General features: G+C 25.9%; 17 protein-coding genes. 3 read left to right on the top strand and 14 right to left on the bottom strand.

Annotation, left to right across the window (positions count from 1 at the left end; all coding sequences use genetic code 11):
• Positions 1–9 precede the first annotated feature (9 nt).
• Together KGF48_RS08560 and KGF48_RS08555 are read right to left on the bottom strand one after the other, a co-directional pair.
• Positions 10–3,084, bottom strand: a complete 3,075-nt coding sequence (locus KGF48_RS08560; protein ID WP_227830322.1) for a lantibiotic dehydratase — start codon at positions 3,082–3,084, stop codon at positions 10–12.
• The gene (locus KGF48_RS08555) at positions 3,062–4,840 is read right to left on the bottom strand and encodes an ABC transporter ATP-binding protein (protein WP_227842751.1); all 1,779 of its coding nucleotides are present in this window, start codon (positions 4,838–4,840) and stop codon (positions 3,062–3,064) included. The genes KGF48_RS08560 and KGF48_RS08555 overlap by 23 nt, the downstream gene beginning before the upstream one ends.
• A gap of 619 nt (positions 4,841–5,459) precedes the next feature.
• Here KGF48_RS08555 and KGF48_RS08550 point away from each other — a divergent pair.
• The 3 genes from KGF48_RS08550 to KGF48_RS08540 all read left to right on the top strand — a co-directional run bounded on the left by KGF48_RS08550 (position 5,460) and on the right by KGF48_RS08540 (position 6,720).
• Complete coding sequence (locus KGF48_RS08550; protein WP_227829965.1) at positions 5,460–5,771, top strand: DUF6442 family protein; 312 nt, start codon at positions 5,460–5,462, stop codon at positions 5,769–5,771.
• 4 nt (positions 5,772–5,775) lie between these two features.
• Positions 5,776–5,982, top strand: a complete 207-nt coding sequence (locus KGF48_RS08545) for a helix-turn-helix transcriptional regulator (RefSeq protein ID WP_227829966.1) — start codon at positions 5,776–5,778, stop codon at positions 5,980–5,982.
• A gap of 570 nt (positions 5,983–6,552) precedes the next feature.
• The gene (locus tag KGF48_RS08540; protein WP_227829967.1) at positions 6,553–6,720 is read left to right on the top strand and encodes a hypothetical protein; all 168 of its coding nucleotides are present in this window, start codon (positions 6,553–6,555) and stop codon (positions 6,718–6,720) included.
• A 744-nt stretch (positions 6,721–7,464) separates the two neighbouring features.
• On the opposite strand, the gene KGF48_RS20295 is transcribed toward KGF48_RS08540, so the two are convergent.
• The 12 genes from KGF48_RS20295 to KGF48_RS08485 form a co-directional block, all read right to left on the bottom strand.
• Positions 7,465–7,788, bottom strand: a complete 324-nt coding sequence (locus KGF48_RS20295) for a transposase (RefSeq protein ID WP_255287876.1) — start codon at positions 7,786–7,788, stop codon at positions 7,465–7,467.
• A gap of 113 nt (positions 7,789–7,901) precedes the next feature.
• On the bottom strand, positions 7,902–8,066 hold the full coding sequence (locus KGF48_RS20290) for a transposase (protein ID WP_413894793.1): 165 nt from the start codon (positions 8,064–8,066) through the stop codon (positions 7,902–7,904).
• Positions 8,067–8,357: 291 nt separating this feature from the next.
• Complete coding sequence (locus tag KGF48_RS08530; RefSeq protein WP_227829968.1) at positions 8,358–9,353, bottom strand: aldo/keto reductase; 996 nt, start codon at positions 9,351–9,353, stop codon at positions 8,358–8,360.
• 344 nt (positions 9,354–9,697) lie between these two features.
• A complete protein-coding gene (locus tag KGF48_RS08525) occupies positions 9,698–10,534 on the bottom strand; it encodes a deoxyribonuclease IV (RefSeq protein ID WP_227829969.1) in 837 nt (278 codons plus the stop codon).
• Between the two features lie 299 nt (positions 10,535–10,833).
• Positions 10,834–11,397 carry an ArsR/SmtB family transcription factor gene (locus KGF48_RS08520; protein WP_227433610.1) on the bottom strand — a complete coding sequence of 188 codons (564 nt, stop codon included), beginning with the start codon at positions 11,395–11,397 and terminating at the stop codon, positions 10,834–10,836.
• A gap of 97 nt (positions 11,398–11,494) precedes the next feature.
• Positions 11,495–12,424 carry a glutaminase A gene (gene glsA, locus KGF48_RS08515; protein WP_227840910.1) on the bottom strand — a complete coding sequence of 310 codons (930 nt, stop codon included), beginning with the start codon at positions 12,422–12,424 and terminating at the stop codon, positions 11,495–11,497.
• 345 nt (positions 12,425–12,769) lie between these two features.
• A complete protein-coding gene (locus KGF48_RS08510; RefSeq protein ID WP_227829971.1) occupies positions 12,770–14,437 on the bottom strand; it encodes a nucleoside kinase in 1,668 nt (555 codons plus the stop codon).
• A gap of 73 nt (positions 14,438–14,510) precedes the next feature.
• On the bottom strand, positions 14,511–15,266 hold the full coding sequence (locus KGF48_RS08505; protein ID WP_227839714.1) for a TIM barrel protein: 756 nt from the start codon (positions 15,264–15,266) through the stop codon (positions 14,511–14,513).
• A 9-nt stretch (positions 15,267–15,275) separates the two neighbouring features.
• Positions 15,276–15,812 (bottom strand): signal peptidase I, encoded by a 537-nt coding sequence (lepB, locus tag KGF48_RS08500; protein WP_227829973.1) that lies wholly within the window; start codon positions 15,810–15,812, stop codon positions 15,276–15,278.
• A 174-nt stretch (positions 15,813–15,986) separates the two neighbouring features.
• Complete coding sequence (gene lepB / locus KGF48_RS08495; protein WP_227829974.1) at positions 15,987–16,523, bottom strand: signal peptidase I; 537 nt, start codon at positions 16,521–16,523, stop codon at positions 15,987–15,989.
• A gap of 100 nt (positions 16,524–16,623) precedes the next feature.
• Positions 16,624–17,934, bottom strand: a complete 1,311-nt coding sequence (locus KGF48_RS08490; RefSeq protein WP_227867927.1) for an RsmB/NOP family class I SAM-dependent RNA methyltransferase — start codon at positions 17,932–17,934, stop codon at positions 16,624–16,626.
• Between the two features lie 41 nt (positions 17,935–17,975).
• Complete coding sequence (locus KGF48_RS08485; RefSeq protein ID WP_227829976.1) at positions 17,976–18,692, bottom strand: PrsW family intramembrane metalloprotease; 717 nt, start codon at positions 18,690–18,692, stop codon at positions 17,976–17,978.
• Positions 18,693–18,719: the final 27 nt, after the last annotated feature.

Below are 18,719 nucleotides of genomic sequence, written 5' to 3'. Positions count from 1 at the left end.
CTTACCAAGTTATTGTTTATATTTGCTCTGATTAATAATTGTTTTGACTGATAAATGAGCTAAGGATAATATTCTTTCTTCATAGTTTCTATCACCATGTAAACGATTACAGAACATGTGTGATATTGATAAAAATAAATTTTTATTATCTTCAGTATTGTTGCATGACTTCTCATTATTAGTTAATACTTTAAATTCAGTTAATTTATTTTTTCTAGATAAATAGTTTTCTAAAACAGTTTTATCTTTTACAAAGGCTTCAAAGTTGTCTTTTAAAACATTCTCTACAAAGCTAACATATTTGTTATTTGATTTATGAAATTCCTTCCTATATTCTAACTTATCAAAATCCATTAATATTTCATTTAATTCATCTAAATCTTTAGTTAAAGTTTTTAAAATGGAAATAACTCCAAATAAATATATCTCATCCAACACTTCTTTATTTTCGATATTATAAGAATTTAACAGTGATATGACAAACTCACTATCAGATTCAAATAATTCTTCAGCTTTACTTATAAGATTTAGACCTCCATATCTATTTGTTTCTCTTTCATAAACATCAAAAATCACTTTATTAACCATTCTACTATTTTCTATTTTTTCTAACCACTCACTAATTTTTCCTATATTTTTTATTGAACTTTCTTTACTCTCAAATTTAAATCTTATTCTCAAATGATATCCTGTATGGTCTAAATATCTAATGAAAAAAAATAAATGTTTATCTAGATTAAACCTTAACTCATTTTCTATAGAGTTTAATACATCTAAATTTCTATCTCCCACACCATAAACTTTTATATATACCCAACCATCTGAAAATAAATTAAAGCATCTATTTTCACTTATTATTTTTCTACCTTTGTTTATTTGCATAGCTTTTTTATAGTTTTCTATAATAAAAGTAAAAACAAATTCTGATATATATTTATTATTACATTCATCTACCACCATACTTCCATCAATTAAATTAGTTTCAACTTCAGAAAGCTCTACAAACCTAGATTTCTTTAATGAGGCCAATATCAAATTACTATACACATCTTTTTCCAAATTAATTAACAATCTATTATCAGCACTCTTTAAGTAAACATATTTATCAATGGAAAATTTATTAATATAATTTTTTAATTCTAAAATAAATTTTGAGCTATCATTAACTGTAAAATCGTCAGAATCTAATATCCAAGTTTTTGGAAAAGCCGTAACCTTTCCAATTTTTACTCTTGGGATATAAACACTACTTATATCATTAAACATAAATATTCTATGTATCAAGCATTTATTGTAATTACTAGAAATACGATACAAAATATATGCTACATCATTTATTACGCTAGGATTCAACATATTATCTAGTACAAATTTTATCTTTTTATTATTTTTATATTTAATATAAAATTGAGCGTTGTCATCTAAGCCTATTGATAAGTCTTCCACATTAATTTCTCCAACACTATCATTAGAAGGAAATCCAAAATTAATATAATTATTATAGTTTGTTGTTTTATTAAATATATTAGTAATTCTACCATTTGAGCTTATCTCTCTTATTTCTGATACTATATAGTCATCATCTATTAATTTATTTTTTTTGTCATAGATGTCTAAATACTCTTGGAAAAGCTTCTTATCTAATACCTCTTCAAATCTTTGGAATGTAGTTCCACCATCGTCACTTCCTACATTAGGTCCAACGAAATAATTATAGTTATTCATTTCATCTTTAGTTATAAAAACATTTAAATCAAAAGATATTGGCAGTTCAGTTTTAGGCTTAATTTCATCTTTTATATCTTTTTCCTCTATTATTATTTCGTCACTATGATTAATCTGAGATAAGGTTAACTTTTTCTCTAATAGTCGTTTGATCATATCCTCTCTTTCATATATTAATTTATTATGCTCATTCACATGTTTAAATCTTTTAATTGCATCAAAACCATTAGGATCAATAAAGTCAACAAATGGTACTTCTATATTCAGTCCATATTTTTCTATAAAATCATCTTCCACAGATTCATTATCATATTTTTTCTCAATAAATAAATTTTTAAAAATATTTGCAAATTCTTCTAAGTCTTTTTTTATATTAATATCAATTGAATTATTATTAAATTTTATACCAGTGTTTAACATTAAATATGTATTTGACTTATGGATACTCTCCATAATAGAAGAGATTTTCTTAATATTATTAACATCATAATTATAATTATTATAAAAAAATATTAAAGAATCTAACTCTTTTAATTTTGATAAGATTTCTTTGTTTTTTTCATCTAATTCTAGAAATTCAAGTTTTGATATTAGCTTTTTTAATGGTTCATGAGTTAATAAATTTATTCTTAAATCAGTTAATATAAACTCACTTTTTATTAACTTAAGTATAGTGTCATTAACAATATTTATATTAATTCCTTCATACATAGATACAATTGCTAAACATAATTTTTCGTAACTTTTAAACGTTTTTAATTCTTCTTTAATTAACTGTATCAAGTTTGAATATTTAATATTATTTTTATTTGAAGAAATTTTTTCATTACCTAAATTAGAACAAAAAGGATTTTTAAATCTATCTCCATATTTATAACATAAGGGATTAATTTTTAAGTTTAATTGCTTTAAAATTATTATATTATTTTCAAAAGAATTTATTATAAAATGAAGCCAAGAATTGTCAACATTAACTTTTTTAGTTACTAAATCCTTAGAAATATTTATTCCAATATCACTATTCCTAAATTGTGCTAGTCCTACTTTACTAAAACCACCAAATGGTGTTGGTCTTGATGATGATCTTATTATATATTTCAAAAGACTTTCTTTGTAGTTCTTTATTTTTTTTATTTTGCCTTCTTCTTTTTTTATAGTATACTTTTCAAAAGAGTCATATAAATTTCTACTTGATACAAGTAAATTTTCTTCAAAAAAATTATATAAATTGTATTCTTGAATTAAATTTTCAACATTTTCATTATAGTATCCATCTAATGCTGTATATATATTTATGGGTAAAGATGGTGTTCTTACCATAAAAATATCATGACATTTATATCTGTTCACATTCTCCATCAATAAACTCCCCTTCTAGTTGTATTTTATAAAGTTTTGAATATAATTTTCCTTGTTCAAATAAGTATTCATGTGTTCCTTTCTCTACAATACTTCCTTTCTCTATAACAATTACTTCGTCAACTTTTTTTACAATATTTATAAATCTATGGGTTATTATTATACCTATCTTATTTTCGAAAACCTTTGTATATAAGTTTGATAAGTTGTTTTCTGTAAATGGATCTAGGCTTGAATTAGGTTCATCTAAAAGGTATACATCTGCATTTTTGACAAAAGTTCTTGCTAAGGCAACTCTGTGCCACTGTCCCATTGAAATTTGTTTTCCAGAGTCAAACCAATATCCCAATTGTATATCATATTTATTAATTTCACCTTCTATAATTTTATTTAAATCAAACTTATTTATTATTTTTTCTAATTTCATATCATCATTAATTAAAGTAAGGTTACCATAATAAATATTTTCTCTAAGTGTTGCTTCAAACCTTAAAAAATCTTGAAATAAAAATCCTAACTTTTCTCTATATGAATCCATATCTATATTTTTGATATCAACTCCATTGATTAAAATATCTCCTTCATAATCAAAATAGTAACCCATTATTAATTTACCTAAAGTAGTTTTTCCACTACCATTTAAACCTACAATAGCAAAAGAAGTACCCTTTTTCATAACTAAATTTATATTTTTAAGTATATAATCTTGACTACTTTTATACTTAAAAAATACATTTCTAAATTCAATCTTTTCAATAGAATCTACCTTTATTAATGTCTTTTTTGTTTGAAGTTCAACTTCATTTGTCATATCTAAAAGTTCAAATAACATGTTGATATATAAACTGTTTTGCTTTAAAATTGAAAATAAATTCAAAATATTTTTAATATTATCTTTTATATTCATTATCAGTTTTGTATATGTAATAACATCACCTATTAATATAACTTGAACTATACCAAAATATATTATTATTCCAAATAATATGCCATCAATAAATTCTTCTAAAAAATCTAATAGTGATATTTTAGTCAGTCTTTCTTTCTCTAATGTTAAGTCTTGTTTATTAAATTTATTTATGTATATATTATATTTTTTTATAAAATATGAAAATAAATTGTTAATTTTTAATTCTTTGAAAGCATCTCCATTAGTAATTAAATAACTGTAATACCATGATTTTCTAGTCTCACTTGTCCTATTTCTAATGATGTTATATTTCTTGATATTGAGTTTATTTATAACGAAAAATTTTATTATAGGTATAATTATAATAAAAGGTATCATCCAAATATTAAAACCTATAAATTTTATAATGTATAAAATAGTGGTTATTAGTAAAGTCATTATTTGAATAATTGTGCTTATCATTAATATAATTTTATTATTGATATCTCCTTGTGCTCTATTAAATCTATCATACACATCACTATCCTCAAAATCTTTTAAAGAAAGATTAGATGCCTTCTCTAAAATTAAGTTATCTAAACATAAATTGAACTCTAATTCAAATTTGTTTTTATAATAACCTATAAATGTTTCTATTATTAAGAGTAAAAAGTTTACAAATAAATATAAAAATACAATAACAAATATTTTTTCAATATTTTTATTACTTATTTGCAAAGAATTTATAATTTCTTGCATTAAATTAAGAGATAACAATGGTAGAATTGATAGTATTATTGAAGAAATCAAGCTGATAAAAATAAATTTTTTATCAGTATCTAATATTAATTTTATTATTCGCTTCATTTTTAAGATTTTATTATTTTTAATAATTATCACTTCCATTTTAATTAATAATTGCAGTTACATAAAGTTGAATTATAATTGAGATAAATCATACATGTAGATTACTTTTTAAAAAGTATTAATGATTTTTTGACATTTGCAAATGTGATATGGGATTAATTTATGTTTATGAATAATATATATTTTATTAATTTTCTATTTATTATTAGTATATTAGGTGTTTTTCCTAATTTCAACACTTATTTTTATACATAATAGTACACAAACTTTACAATAAAATTTATAATAAAATTTATTATTTTATGTTATTAATATATATTTCAAAAAATTATTGCTATTAAATTTATAATTTTGTTATTTAAAATAACAAAATTATAATATTTTTTTAATATAATTTATTTTATCATTTAACATAAATTAGTAAAATACTATAATTTTTATACCTTCTGATTAAATTGTACTAGTAAATAGATGTCTATCTACTAATTCCTTTCTTCTTCAAACACTTAATATCTTAATCTATATTTTAATTTATTTTCAGTCTTGACAATAAAACTTGTCATGCTATAATAATATTAATACCAAGTAAACTTGGCATATATAAAAGGAGGTTTATTAAATGAATAAAGAGGAAATTTTAAAAAAGAGCCGCCAATCAAATAATGATGAAGGTATAAAATATATACAAAATAAAGGAAGATCTGTAGGATATTTTGTATTCTGTTGTATATACGTTTTTATCATTCTATTCAATGCTTATGTAGGACAAGAAAGTTATGCTGCATCTTCATTATTTTGGGCATTTTTAGCTGCTGAGACTATTTCAAAATATCCATTTACACATAAAAAATCTTATATTATTGTTGGAATTATAGGTACAATCGGTACTATTTTTTCATTAATTAATTTTGTACTATTATCATTGAGGTAGTCAAATGAAAAAAGAATTAGTATTAAAAAATAACTTAAAAGCAGCTAGAGAAGAAATAAATTTATCTCAGAGCCAATTAGCTGAATTAGTTGGTGTGTCAAGGAACACTATTAGTTCAATAGAAACAGGAAAGTTCAATCCAACAGCAAGACTAGCACTTATTTTGTGTATAGCTTTAGATAAAAAATTTGAAAAATTATTCTATTTTTAATTATAGTAAAGCTATATTATTACCAAAAATTCTATGTAATATGTGTAATTTAAATAAAAAGGTTATATAGTTGTATATATAAGGAATAATAAAAAATAGGCTGTGAAGAATGATTATGAGATATTTGAGAATAATATATTCCATAAAGAATTTGAAAAAATTACTTAAGCTTGTTATATGGAACAAATGAAATCTTTCTCTAAATTATTTAAGAATAAAAACTTCTATAATCTATAATGTAAAACTTAGCCAAAGAATTGTATAAAGATTTAAAGAAGTAAAAAAGATTAAAGTAAAAAGCAACTATAGCATCTAATTACCTATACTCCATTTTTACACATATGCACTCTATCTTATATATGATTAAACACTGTTTTCTCCGAACTGTAATATTATTAAATTTCAATCTGTTCATTTTATATTTTGTAAATTAAGCGTTCACAGGATTATGGTAAAATAAACTATTTTTATTTTGCAAGTGTGATAAACTACCAAAAATAATAATCTGTATCTTTAATAGGGAGATTTCTTGACTATTCTTGAAAAAATATAACAAATGAGGAATTTTGTATGGAAAAATGTGAGATTGACTTTGTAGAATATAAATCATCAGATACTATTACGAAACAGTGTAAGCGTTCAGATATTCGAAAATACACTGATATTGGATACTATGTAGATATGCATAAAAATGGAAATTGGTTTTTAAAAAAGATGCAAAGGTTAGTTTTACAATAAAAAATTCCTCACATACTGAAACTCTTGACAAGAAATATGATATAGTAAGATTTTATTCTAGAGATCGAATTTTCAAAGCTTTAGTTTACAATTTTAAACAAGACATAAAGAGTGGGATAGTAAGCATTTATATGGATAAAAACGAAAATATGAAATAAAGTCTAATTAGTATTAACACTAAAATAGTAGTTATTTTATATATCTAAATATTTTTTTATACAGATTAAGAAAGTAGATACTGTATACTCTCTTAATCTGTGCCTATTTATTTTATAAGAAAATTGACTATCTTTCAAGTTCATTATTTTTTTGAATAATATTTTCGTCATTTTTAAATATAAATGTAAGATCTTTTGAATAATCACTGATTTTAAACGAAATTGTAAATTAATTTGTGCTTCTAAAGATAATTTTCGCTTTATAGCACAATTGTTTATTTACTATTAATGTTTCCCAATATATGAATTTTATTTTAATAAATTGTAAAATATATATATTTGGATATTCCTAAATATTTTTGGAAACCATATCTACTATGGCAAATTTTTAGAATATGATTTTTAAAAATTATATTCTATTATCAAAAAATATGGATAACTGATTGTATATACCATCCCAGTTATTTCTCCAAATTTTAATTGCTTAAGGATACTGCTTACCACCTTTTTCATCTATTTTATCTAAAGTTGACGAAGCTTCTTGTTCATTAACTGCCTTATATACAGATTTAAAATCACTTATTAATTATTTTGAATCTTTGTATGAAATATATTTAAAAGTGTTTCTTATCTGATGGATTATACATTTTTGTATTACAGAATTAGGATAACTTGCAACTATCGCCTCTTTAAAGCCATTTAATCCATCAAAACTGAAAATCAGTACATCTTTAACTTCTCTATTTTTTGAATCCGTTAAAACACTATACCAAAACTTTGATTTTTCGTTTTCACCTATCCATATTCCTAAAATATCTTTGAAACCATCCTTATTTACTCCTAAAATCACATATGCAGCTTTATTTTTTATTTTTCCATCATATCTTACTTTATAATGAATTGCATCCATAAATACAAAAGGATAAACTTGTTTAAGGGGTCTATTTTGCCATTCTTTAGTTCTTGAATTACAACATTTGCTGTATTATCAGTTGAAATTTCTATACCACATAAATCTAATATTTAGTCATGTATATCTCTTGTTGACATACCTCTTGCATAAAGTGATATTATTTTTCCTTCGATTCCTGAGGTATCTCTAATGTTTTTAGGAACGACTATTAGATTAAAGTAATTATCTCTGCCTCTTGGAACATCTAGTTGTAAATCTCCAAATTGTGACTTTATAGTTTTTTGCTATATCCATTTCTTCTGTTACTTGTATTCTTATTATGGTTGTCACCATTTTCATAACCTAGTTCTAATGCCATTTCTTGCTCTAACATCTCTTGTAATATATCTCTAGATTTTATAAATTCTCCATATGGTATAATTTATTTGACTAATTGTTTTCTAAAGTATTCATAAAAAAGCTTCTTTATGACATTTGATTATATTTAAATCATTGCCATAAAGAAGCTTTTTATTAATCTTGAAGCACAAATTATTCTACATTACACCGATTTCAATAAGTAAAATCTATCCTAACTTTTCAACAACAGTCTTTAGCATTTCTCTTATAGGAAGTTCATATGGACATCGACTCTCACAAAGCCCACAGTCAATACATTCAGTAGGTTTAACATCCATAACCTCGTATTTTTCCTTAGCCCACTCCTCTAATCCATATCTAGTGTAATATCCTTCACATAAGAAGCTTAAAGGTATATTTATTCCAACAGCACAAGGCATACAATATTCACATCTTCTACAGAATTTTTTACCTAGAGAATTTCTTATTTCTTCAATTGCTTTCTCATCATTCTCATCTAATACAAGATTTTCAAGCACAGCGACATTTTGTCTAACTTGCTCAACACTATCCATTCCTGGTATAACCACATCTATATGGTCCTTAGACAATATATATTTAATAGCCAATGTAGCATTATCTAAAGCTCCACCAGCTAAAGGTTTCATTACTATTATACCAATTCCTTTTTCATGAGCTTTCTTAAATACCTCGTCTGCTTGTCCTTCAACTATATTGTAAGGAAACTGTATAGTATCAAATTTGCCACTTTCTAAAGCTTTTTCTATAGTATTTAAGTTATGACTAGTTATACCAATATGTTTTATCTTACCTTGTTCTTTTGCTTCTAAAAGAGCATTATAAGCTGTTTTACCTTTAAAAAGATTGTCATACTCTTCTTCTTTAACATTGTGGAATTGATATAAATCTATAAAATCAGTTTTAAAGTTATTTAAACTTATTTCCACATCTCTCTTCATTGAATCATAATCTCTAGACATACTTTTAGTAGCTAGAAAAAATTTATCTCTTTTTCCTTCTATAGCAATTCCAATCGCTTCTTCACTTATTGTATATCCCCTCGCGCTATCAATAAAGTTTATGCCTTGTTTTTCTAGCTCATTTATAACTAAATTAGTATCTTCTTGTGTAATTCTTTGTATTGGAATTCCCCCAAAACCGACTCTTTTTATCTTCATACTAGTTTTGCCTAAATTTCTCATAACCTTCCCCACCTAACTTTTAATTAATTTTACACATTATCAATATGTTACTTTTAATTATACAACAAATTATGAGAATTTTTGCAATCTATTTATATACTATTCACAATATATACACATATTATCAAGTTCATTTATATAGTTTATAATATACTCTTTTATATTAAATCAAAATTTCATTTAATATGCTTCATAATATACCAATCTATATTTCACTAACTTCTAATCTAAATTTAATCTACATAGCATCAAAATATTATTTATATCAAATCAAAATACTATCTACATCACATTAAAATACTACCTACATCACATTAAAATACTACCTACATCACATCAAAATATTATTTACTAGATAAAATTTCTTTAATCATCTTAATCTCTCTCTTATGACCTTCATCATCAAAAGGTGTTTCTAAGAAAAATGGCAAATCTTTAATGCTTGGATGTTCCATAAAATCAGTTAAAGCTTTTAGTCCTATCTTACCTTCACCTATTGCAGCATGTCTATCTTTTTTATCTCCAAATGGCATCATACTATCATTTAGATGTATAGTTTTTAATCTATCTATACCTATAACCTTGTCGAATTCCTCTAAAACTCCATCCAAATCATTAACTATATCATAACCAGCTGAAAAAATATGACATGTATCAAGACACACACCTATTCTTTCTTTATGTTCGATATTATCTATTATGCTCTTCAACTGCTCAAAACTAAATCCTATTTCAGTTCCCTTTCCTGACATTGTTTCAAGGAGTATAGTTATATTTTCATCTCCTTTAATAGCATTGTTTAGCCCTTTTACTATTCTATCTATACCAAAGTCTACTCCACCGCCTACATGACTTCCAGGGTGAAAACACATGTATTCTATACCTAGTGAGTCCATTCTTCTTATGTCTTCATCTATTACTCGTGTTGCGAATTCATAAACATCATCCTTCACTCCACCTAGATTCATAGTATATGGAGCATGTGCAAGTAATGGTGCAAAATTGTTTGCTTTTCTAATCTCTTGAAATTTAGCTATATCTTTTTCATCAAATTCTTTAGCATTTCCTCCTCTTGGGTTTCTACTAAAAAATTGAAATGTATTTGCACCAATATACACAGCTGTTTCAGCTGCCTTTGCAAATCCTTTTGCTATTGAAATATGTGTTCCTAATTTAATCATATTAATCTCCTTTTATTTGTATATAATTTTAATTTTTGAACTTTTAATAATTAAGTATTAATTTTAGTATAACTATAATTAATTTCGTATAGATTAATTATAAATTTTAATATTTATAGTTTAATTATACCCATTTTGATAAATTTCAAAGAGCATATTTATTCACTCTAATAGCATAAAAAAATAGAGACTAAAAATCATTATTTTACTCATGCTCAAAAGTATTTTTTGATTATTAAGTAAATTCTGATGTTCAATCTCTAATCTTATGTTTTATAATTAATACATAATTAATGATTCTAATTAGGACATTCTTCTTCAACTGTAGGAACTACAACCATAGCTATATCATACTTAGAACCTTCAACGCTGTCTTGTCTTTTATTTAAAATTTCATCTATCTTTGATTTCATAGTGTCATTAAGTTCAACTAATTCATCATGAGTAAGAGAAATATCATGATAATCAACTATATTTTCATTTTCTAAAACATCTTCCTCTGCTGCTTTATAAAAAACTTCACTCATATTTTCAAATCTTGATATGTACAATTCTTCTTTTTCTTCCCCATTGTCTAAAGAAAAATTAAGTATCCTGTTCCCTATAACCACATTTTTTGCACTTGGATAATAATATTTTTCCACAATCCCCGACTTTATTTTTTCCTCAACTAATTCTAAAATACCAACTTTGTATAACATTTTTATGTGGTAGTTTATTTTTGCATGAGGTTCTTCCAATAATTGAGATAATTGTTTTGCTGACAATGGCGATTTGTCAAATGCTTTTAGAATATCTATTCTACGTGGATGTGCAATAGCCTTTATGCACTCCAAATCTCGTAATACCAATACCTCTTTCATTGACCCCTCCTAAAAAATTTATTTAATTCATATTTCTTTACAATTTAATTATATATTAAATTATATGTTGTTGTCAAAAAAATCCTTTCTTAAAATTTTAAAAAATATTTAATCTGAGTTTATTTGACAACTCCTCTAAAACTTTAACTCCTGCGACACTGTTACCTTTTTTGTCAAGTGCAGGTCCATAAACACCAATACCCATACGTCCTGGCACAGAAGCCATTATACCACCCCCAACTCCAGATTTTGCAGGAATTCCAACTTTAATAGCAAATTCCCCAGAAGCATCATACATTCCACAAGTCATCATAAAGGTTTTGACAATTCTAGATACCATTTCACTCATTAAATGCTCTCCATTTTCTATATCTACTCCATAATTAGCAAGATTTATACCAATTCTCGCTAAATCTATAGAATCCACTTCAATTGAGCATTGTTTAAAGTAAAGGTCTAAAACATCTTCTACATTACCTCTGATAAATCCATCACTTTTTAACAGATAAGCCATAGCTCTATTTCTATCTCCAGTCATTTTTTCAGACTTATAGACATCATAATTTATTCCTATATTATCATTTTTTGCCAACTTTCTAAAAAAACTAAGCATTCTTTCTTCTTTTTCTTCCAAACAGCTCCCATTTATAAGAGAAGTGGTAACTATTGCTCCTGCATTTATCATTGGGTTACAAGGCTTTTTAGTATCATTAATCTCAAGTTTCATTATAGAATTAAATGGGTCTCCACTTGGCTCCATTCCAACATTTGAAAAAACGTCTTCCCAGTCATTGTCCATAAGTGCCATTGCAAGCACAATTGGTTTTGAAATGCTTTGTATAGTAAATTTCGTGCTACAATTTCCAGCACTATAAAGGTTATTTTCACTATCTATAATACAAATTCCTAAATCATTTCTACGAGCATTTTTTAATTCTGGTATGTAACTAGCAACTTGTCCATAATTTGTATATTTTTTATTAGAACTTATAATTTCTTTTAATAATGTCTCATCTAACGTATTCATATGCACCTCATCATCTTATGTTATATACTCTATTTTAGCACAAGTTTATACTATAATAAAACAGTGTTAAAAAAAATTATACTTTAAAACTATTTTTTACAAACTTAACTTTATTTTTCAAACATATTACAAAAAATATCATAATATTATAAAAGGAGTATTAAAGTTAAACAGTATTTATTATCTATACTAATTCTCACAAAACAAAGAATTTTTGATAACTAAATAGAATTTTCACTTTAATACTCCATCAATATTATTTAAAATACAAACCATAGATTATTCAGTATCTCTAAAAAAATATTTAGTTCAATATGAGTACAATAAAATAATCAATAATACATGTTAATCAACTATTTTACTTCCTCCAATAAATTCCCTAAGGATTGAAGTTCCTGGTATATCAGAAATATCATCTAGTTCAACAAAGTACTGTAAAAACTTTAATAGTCTAGTAGCTTCAATATAAGCAGGATTATCTTCATCTATTTCTTCCAATAGAGGCTTAGCAAATCGCTTTAAAACCGCTAATTCATACACACAAGCGGAATTAAATATAGCATCTGCTTCATCTTGATAAGGGAATATGTTTTTCTTTTCTCCTCTTCTAACTGATGCCCATTGCAAAATAGTATTATCAGCACTATATCCTCTAAAATTATAATCTCTAACAATTCTTCTTATCATTCTCAAATCAGCAGTAGGAATTCTATTATGGTCATCTAAATTTATTTGAGTAAGGGCACTTATGTATATCTTAAATTTATCTTCATCTGGTATAGATGCTGTTAAAATAGGATTTAGCCCATGTATACCTTCTAATATAATTGGTTGATTTGAGTCTATCTTTATCTTTTTGCCAGTATACTCCCTTGCTCCAGCTTTAAAGTTAAACCTTATATCCTCAATTTCTTCACCTGCTAAAAGTTTATTTAAATCTAAGTTGAATCTCTCTAAATCTATAGCATAAATTGACTCAAAATCATAGTTTCCATATTCATCTAAAGGAGTATGTTCTCTATCTATAAAATAATCATCTAAAGATATTGAAATCGGATTTAAGTTATTTACTCTAAGATGTATTGATAGTCTATGAGCAAAGCTTGTTTTTCCAGATGAGGATGGAGCTGCTATTAAAACTACTCTCTTATTGTTATCTTTTATCATATCTGCTATTTGAGATAGTTTCTTTTCATGTAATGCTTCAAATGTTCTTATTATATCTCCATATTCATTATTTTCTATTATTCTGTTAAGTGATACTACCTTATCAATTCCCATGAGTCTTGACCATTCTTCTGCTTCATAATATACATTTGATAGCTTAGGTTGAGGTATAAATTTCATAGGAAGAGTCTTATCTTCTTCACTAGGACCTAAAATTATAATACCTCCATTGTAAAGTATGATATCAAACGATTTTATATAACCAGTTGATGGCAACATATATCCATAAAAATGGTCTATATAGTTTCTACATTTATATACTTTAGCGCTATCATATTCCTTGTATTTCAAAAGCTCTGCTTTTTCATACATCTCATTATTTTCAAATATAGAAATAGCTTCATCCCTCGTAACTTCTATTTTTTCTATAATGTAGTCATTATTTATTATCTCTTGCATTTTATTTTTTATATTTTCAATATCAACTTCTTTAAGTTTTCTCTCTATATGAACTTCACAATATAGTCCACCAGATAGTGAATGTTCTATTGTAACTCTGCTGTCCCAAAATATCTCTCTGCAAGCCATCACAAACACAAATGACATGACTCTAAAGTAAACTCTTTCTCCATCTTCATTTGTAGTATCTAAAAACTCTATCTCACAATCCTTATTCACTCTACAATTTAGCTCTTTCAGTTTATTATCTACAACTGCAAGTGTTATATATCCTTTATGTTCATCGCAAAACTCTTTTGCTATATCTCCTAGTCTAATTCCCAAAGAATTTTCGTCTAATGAATACTCCTTATTTCTTCCGTCTATTTTTAAATTTATTTTCTTCACTTCAACATCTCCTTCCTTTTGATGAATATACATTTTAATCAACGAGGCATATCAACAAGATAAAGAGAGGTATTTAACCCTCTCCTACAATATGATTCAATTTACTTATAGTATCTTCAATGTCTTCATAATTTATTTCTAATACTAAATATTCTGCATCTAATTTTAAAACCTCTTTAACACTCTCTTCAGATAAAATACCTCTTCCTATACCAACATGTATATCATTGATACCATCATTATCACTTAAGTGTATCAATTTTATCTTATCTTTCAAGTTATTTAAATAATCATCCTCATCAATTAAACAGTGTCCAGTATCGTAACAAAAACAAATCTTAGAATTTTTAATCCTCTTAAATATATATTCAAAATCATAGGATATATTTCCAATATTTGAAAAATCCCCACCTTTTGAATAAGTATTCTCTATACAAATATATGAATCTGTATTTATCTTATTTAAAAAATCTACACTATTATCTAAATACTTGTCCCTATTCTTTTTAAGTCTATTTGTCATAATATAACCCAAATGAAGATTAAAGTACCTTATATCAAATCCTTTTAGCTCTAATTCTATCGTCTCAATAAAACTTATCCACGAATCTCGTATATATTCTATATTTTCACAAGTGTTTAATTCCATAGGTAAGTGTATTCCTATAGACAACCCTAGTTTAGAAATTCTCTGCTTATATTTACATAACTCACTACATTCAGATATATTATCAATACCAATTTCCAAATGAGTTATTTCCTTTGTACCTTCACAAAGCTTTAAAGCATCTTCAATATTAAACAATAAAGATGCCACACCAACTGCCATACAAATCACCTACTCAAAAATACCTATTTGTGTAAAAGGAAACACTCTTACAATAACTTTTCCTTTAATATTCTGTTCATCCACTAATCCCACTTCTTTATACCTACTATCTAAACTTACTTCTCTATTATCTCCCATAGCAAATACTTTACCTTGAGGAATCACCATATCAATATCGCCTTCAGTATAATTATCATGTATATATGAAACTTCATTTAATAACTTACCATTTATATAAACCTTAGAATCTTTAATTTTTAAATGGTCCCCTGGTACACCTATAACCCTTTTTACTAGCTCTTTTTTTCTTCCATTATCTTGCAACAAATCAGTCTTAAATATCATTATATCTCCACATTTTGGTTCTGATAATTTATATGTCATTCTATTTGCCACTAAGTAATCGTGTGGTTTAAGTGTTGGGTACATTGATTCTCCATTTACTAATGTTGGTTTTATAAAGCGAGTTATAATAAATGCCAAAAAAAGTGCAGTAATAATTATTTTTATCCACTCTACAATCTCTTCTTTAATAGTTTCATTCATTCACAAATTCTCCTTTATAGTTATATTATCTTTATTGATAATGCTACTTTTAAACACTATCTTTTAGATAAGTCTACTAAATAAGGTGTTGTCTTTTTTATATAGACAACTATTGTGTATGGTCTGGTGATTTCAGTTAATCAGCGATTGCTCCAAATTTTATATTTATAATGTTTAGTCAATAGTCCCTATCTTAGAAAATGGATACAATCTGACTAGAACTTTTCCTAAAACGGTGTGCTCGTCGACCAATCCAACCTCATCGTATCTACTATCTAAACTTCTTTCTCTATTGTCTCCCATCGCAAATAATTTTCCTTCTGGAACTACGATATCAATATCTCCATCAGTACGATTATTATGTATATAGGAAGCCTCATCTAACAATTTATCATTTACATATACCTTGGAGTCTTTTATCTTTACATGGTCACCAGGAACCCCGATAACTCTTTTTACTAAATCCTTTTTCTTTCCATTTTCTTCTGTTAAGTCGGTTTTGAATACTATTATATCTTTGTATTTTGGCTCTCCTACTTTGTACGCAATTCTATTGACTATCAAATAATCGCGTTCTACAAGTGTAGGATACATTGATTCTCCTTTAACTATTGTTGGCACTATAAAACGCGTTATTGCAAATGCCAAAACAAGAGCTATGACAATCACTTTTATCCATTCTACAACTTCTTTTTTAACTGCTTCACCCACTAAAATCGTCTCCTCTGTGTTCAATATTAAGTCAATCTACAGCAAAACTAATCTACCATAAACTTACAATATAAATATTATACTTCTTTTTTCTAATAGTTTAAAATACTTTTCTAAGACCTTTAGGGTAATGATTCTTAATTACTCCAGCAGATTCTTTTCCCCAACCTAAAGGTATATCTTCAACCGAGACCAAAACCCACCCTCTACTTTCATTAGAATTTATAACATCCCCTTTTAAATATTTAAGAATTGATTCGCTTTGTACACTAAAGTTTTCAACGTTTTTTACATCTTCAACTTTTAAGTAATGAGATAATGCATGAGAAGGCTCAAATCTATTCTTCTTTAAAACCCCTAAATGCAAACCGTATCTCAATACTTTTAGTTTTTTTGTATCTGGATATATTTCAGGAAGTAGGTACAAGTTTTCCCCTCTTAAATAAAATTTATTTTTTTTATTGCTATAAAAATCAGTCTTTAAAAATTTCTTTTCAAACTCCCTATAATCCTTTATTTCTTTATCTAAATTTTTTATTTTTAATTCTTTTACATTACTTTCTTCTTCTTCTAATTTTTTTATCTTGGCTACAAAATGACCTTCTCCCTTTATTTTATGAGGCCATAGCCTTTCCATCTCAACAAGTTCTGCATGTGGATGTTCACTGATAAACTCATTTATAACATGTTCATTTTCCTCTTTTGAAAAAGTACATGTTGAGTAAATTAAAATACCATCTTTCTTTAACATTTTATATCCATCTCTTATAATCTCTTTTTGAATAGATTGGCATTCAAGTACTTTTGCATGACTCCAATCTAAGATGGCCACTTCATCTTTTCTAAACATTCCTTGACCAGAACAAGGTGCATCTATAATCACCTTATCAAAATACCCATTAAATGTCTTTCTTAAGCTATTAGAATCAGTATTTGTTATAATACAATTTCTTGCCCCAAATCGTTCTAAGTTTTCTCCTAGAGCTTTAATTCTACTCGCATTAATCTCATTAGAAACCAATAAACCTGTGTTGTTTAATTTAGATAATATATATGTAGACTTACCACCAGGTGCAGCACACATATCAAGTACCTTATCTCCTTCTTTAATATCTGCTTTTGGTATTACACTCATTGCAGAAGGCTCTTGCAAATAATATGCTCCAGACTCATGTAATGGATTTCTACCAGGTCTATTAATTTTATCATCATAATAAAAACCTTCATCTGCCCATGGCATCTGATATAAATCAAATAAATCTAAATTCAACAATTTTTCTTTGTCAATTTTTAATGTATTTATTCTAAGACCAGTAGTCTTTTCTTCATCATAACTTTTTATAAAATCATCATATTCATCTTGTAGTATTTCTCTAATATCTTCTAAAAATTCTTTTGGTAAATTTGCCAAATTTATAATCCCCCTTTTTATCTGCTTTGCTTGTTCGTCATTTATTTTCTTTTCTTTTTCTTTAAGTTTCCAAAAAACACTTTTTTAGAGTTATTCATATATTTTTCAAGTTTATCGAGATTTATCTTCCACAAAATTATTACATAAACTATAAATAATATAATAGCCCATCTATATTCTATCATCAATATAAAATCAAAAACTCCATGTAATAAAATCGGAATTAATACAGCCATAAATAAGTATTCACGTTTCTTACTTTCATTCCCCTCAAACTTATACTTAGAAATATAATATCCCATAGTAATAGCAAACATTACATGTGCTGGAATGGAGATAACTGCTCTATTAATACCAACCTGTAGTGCTAAATTTCTACTTTCAGAGAAAATATAAACTATATTTTCAATTGTTGCAAATCCTAAAGATAAAAATACAGAATAAATAATACCATCTAGTTTTTCAGTAAAATGCTTTTCTTTAATCAATGAAGGGATTAGTATTAAAGCTTTTACACCTTCTTCCACAAGACCTGCAACTATAAATGATACATATAATAATTCTGAATATCCTTCAAATACATTAAATTTCATTAATAGATTTTCTAAAAGAATAATTATAACACTTAAAAAAGCACCTATCATAAAAAATTTAATTAAATGGATTAACGGTTCTCTACAATATTTATCTTTAGATCTTATCCAAAACATACCTATTAATATAGGTACTACTGCCAATAAAAATAAATCCAGCTTCATAGGTAATTTTCCTTTCAAAGTTTTTAA

Source organism: Clostridioides sp. ZZV15-6388, assembly GCF_020657755.1.
Taxonomy (GTDB): domain Bacteria; phylum Bacillota; class Clostridia; order Peptostreptococcales; family Peptostreptococcaceae; genus Clostridioides.
Note: the sequence above shows the minus strand (reverse complement) of the source record. Positions and strands in the feature narration are given on the sequence as shown.

Bases quoted from the DNA above. Each gene is read 5' to 3' on its own strand.
- KGF48_RS08560 (WP_227830322.1), bottom strand. From the start codon at position 3,084: ATGGAGAATGTGAACAGATATAAATGTCATGATATTTTTATGGTAAGA.
- KGF48_RS08555 (WP_227842751.1), bottom strand. From the start codon at position 4,840: ATGAAGCGAATAATAAAATTAATATTAGATACTGATAAAAAATTTATT.
- KGF48_RS08550 (WP_227829965.1), top strand. From the start codon at position 5,460: ATGAATAAAGAGGAAATTTTAAAAAAGAGCCGCCAATCAAATAATGAT.
- KGF48_RS08545 (WP_227829966.1), top strand. From the start codon at position 5,776: ATGAAAAAAGAATTAGTATTAAAAAATAACTTAAAAGCAGCTAGAGAA.
- KGF48_RS08540 (WP_227829967.1), top strand. From the start codon at position 6,553: ATGGAAAAATGTGAGATTGACTTTGTAGAATATAAATCATCAGATACT.
- KGF48_RS20295 (WP_255287876.1), bottom strand. From the start codon at position 7,788: ATGGATGCAATTCATTATAAAGTAAGATATGATGGAAAAATAAAAAAT.
- KGF48_RS08530 (WP_227829968.1), bottom strand. From the start codon at position 9,353: ATGAGAAATTTAGGCAAAACTAGTATGAAGATAAAAAGAGTCGGTTTT.
- KGF48_RS08525 (WP_227829969.1), bottom strand. From the start codon at position 10,534: ATGATTAAATTAGGAACACATATTTCAATAGCAAAAGGATTTGCAAAG.
- KGF48_RS08520 (WP_227433610.1), bottom strand. From the start codon at position 11,397: ATGAAAGAGGTATTGGTATTACGAGATTTGGAGTGCATAAAGGCTATT.
- glsA (WP_227840910.1), bottom strand. From the start codon at position 12,424: ATGAATACGTTAGATGAGACATTATTAAAAGAAATTATAAGTTCTAAT.
- KGF48_RS08505 (WP_227839714.1), bottom strand. From the start codon at position 15,266: ATGGCAGTTGGTGTGGCATCTTTATTGTTTAATATTGAAGATGCTTTA.
- lepB (WP_227829973.1), bottom strand. From the start codon at position 15,812: ATGAATGAAACTATTAAAGAAGAGATTGTAGAGTGGATAAAAATAATT.
- KGF48_RS08485 (WP_227829976.1), bottom strand. From the start codon at position 18,692: ATGAAGCTGGATTTATTTTTATTGGCAGTAGTACCTATATTAATAGGT.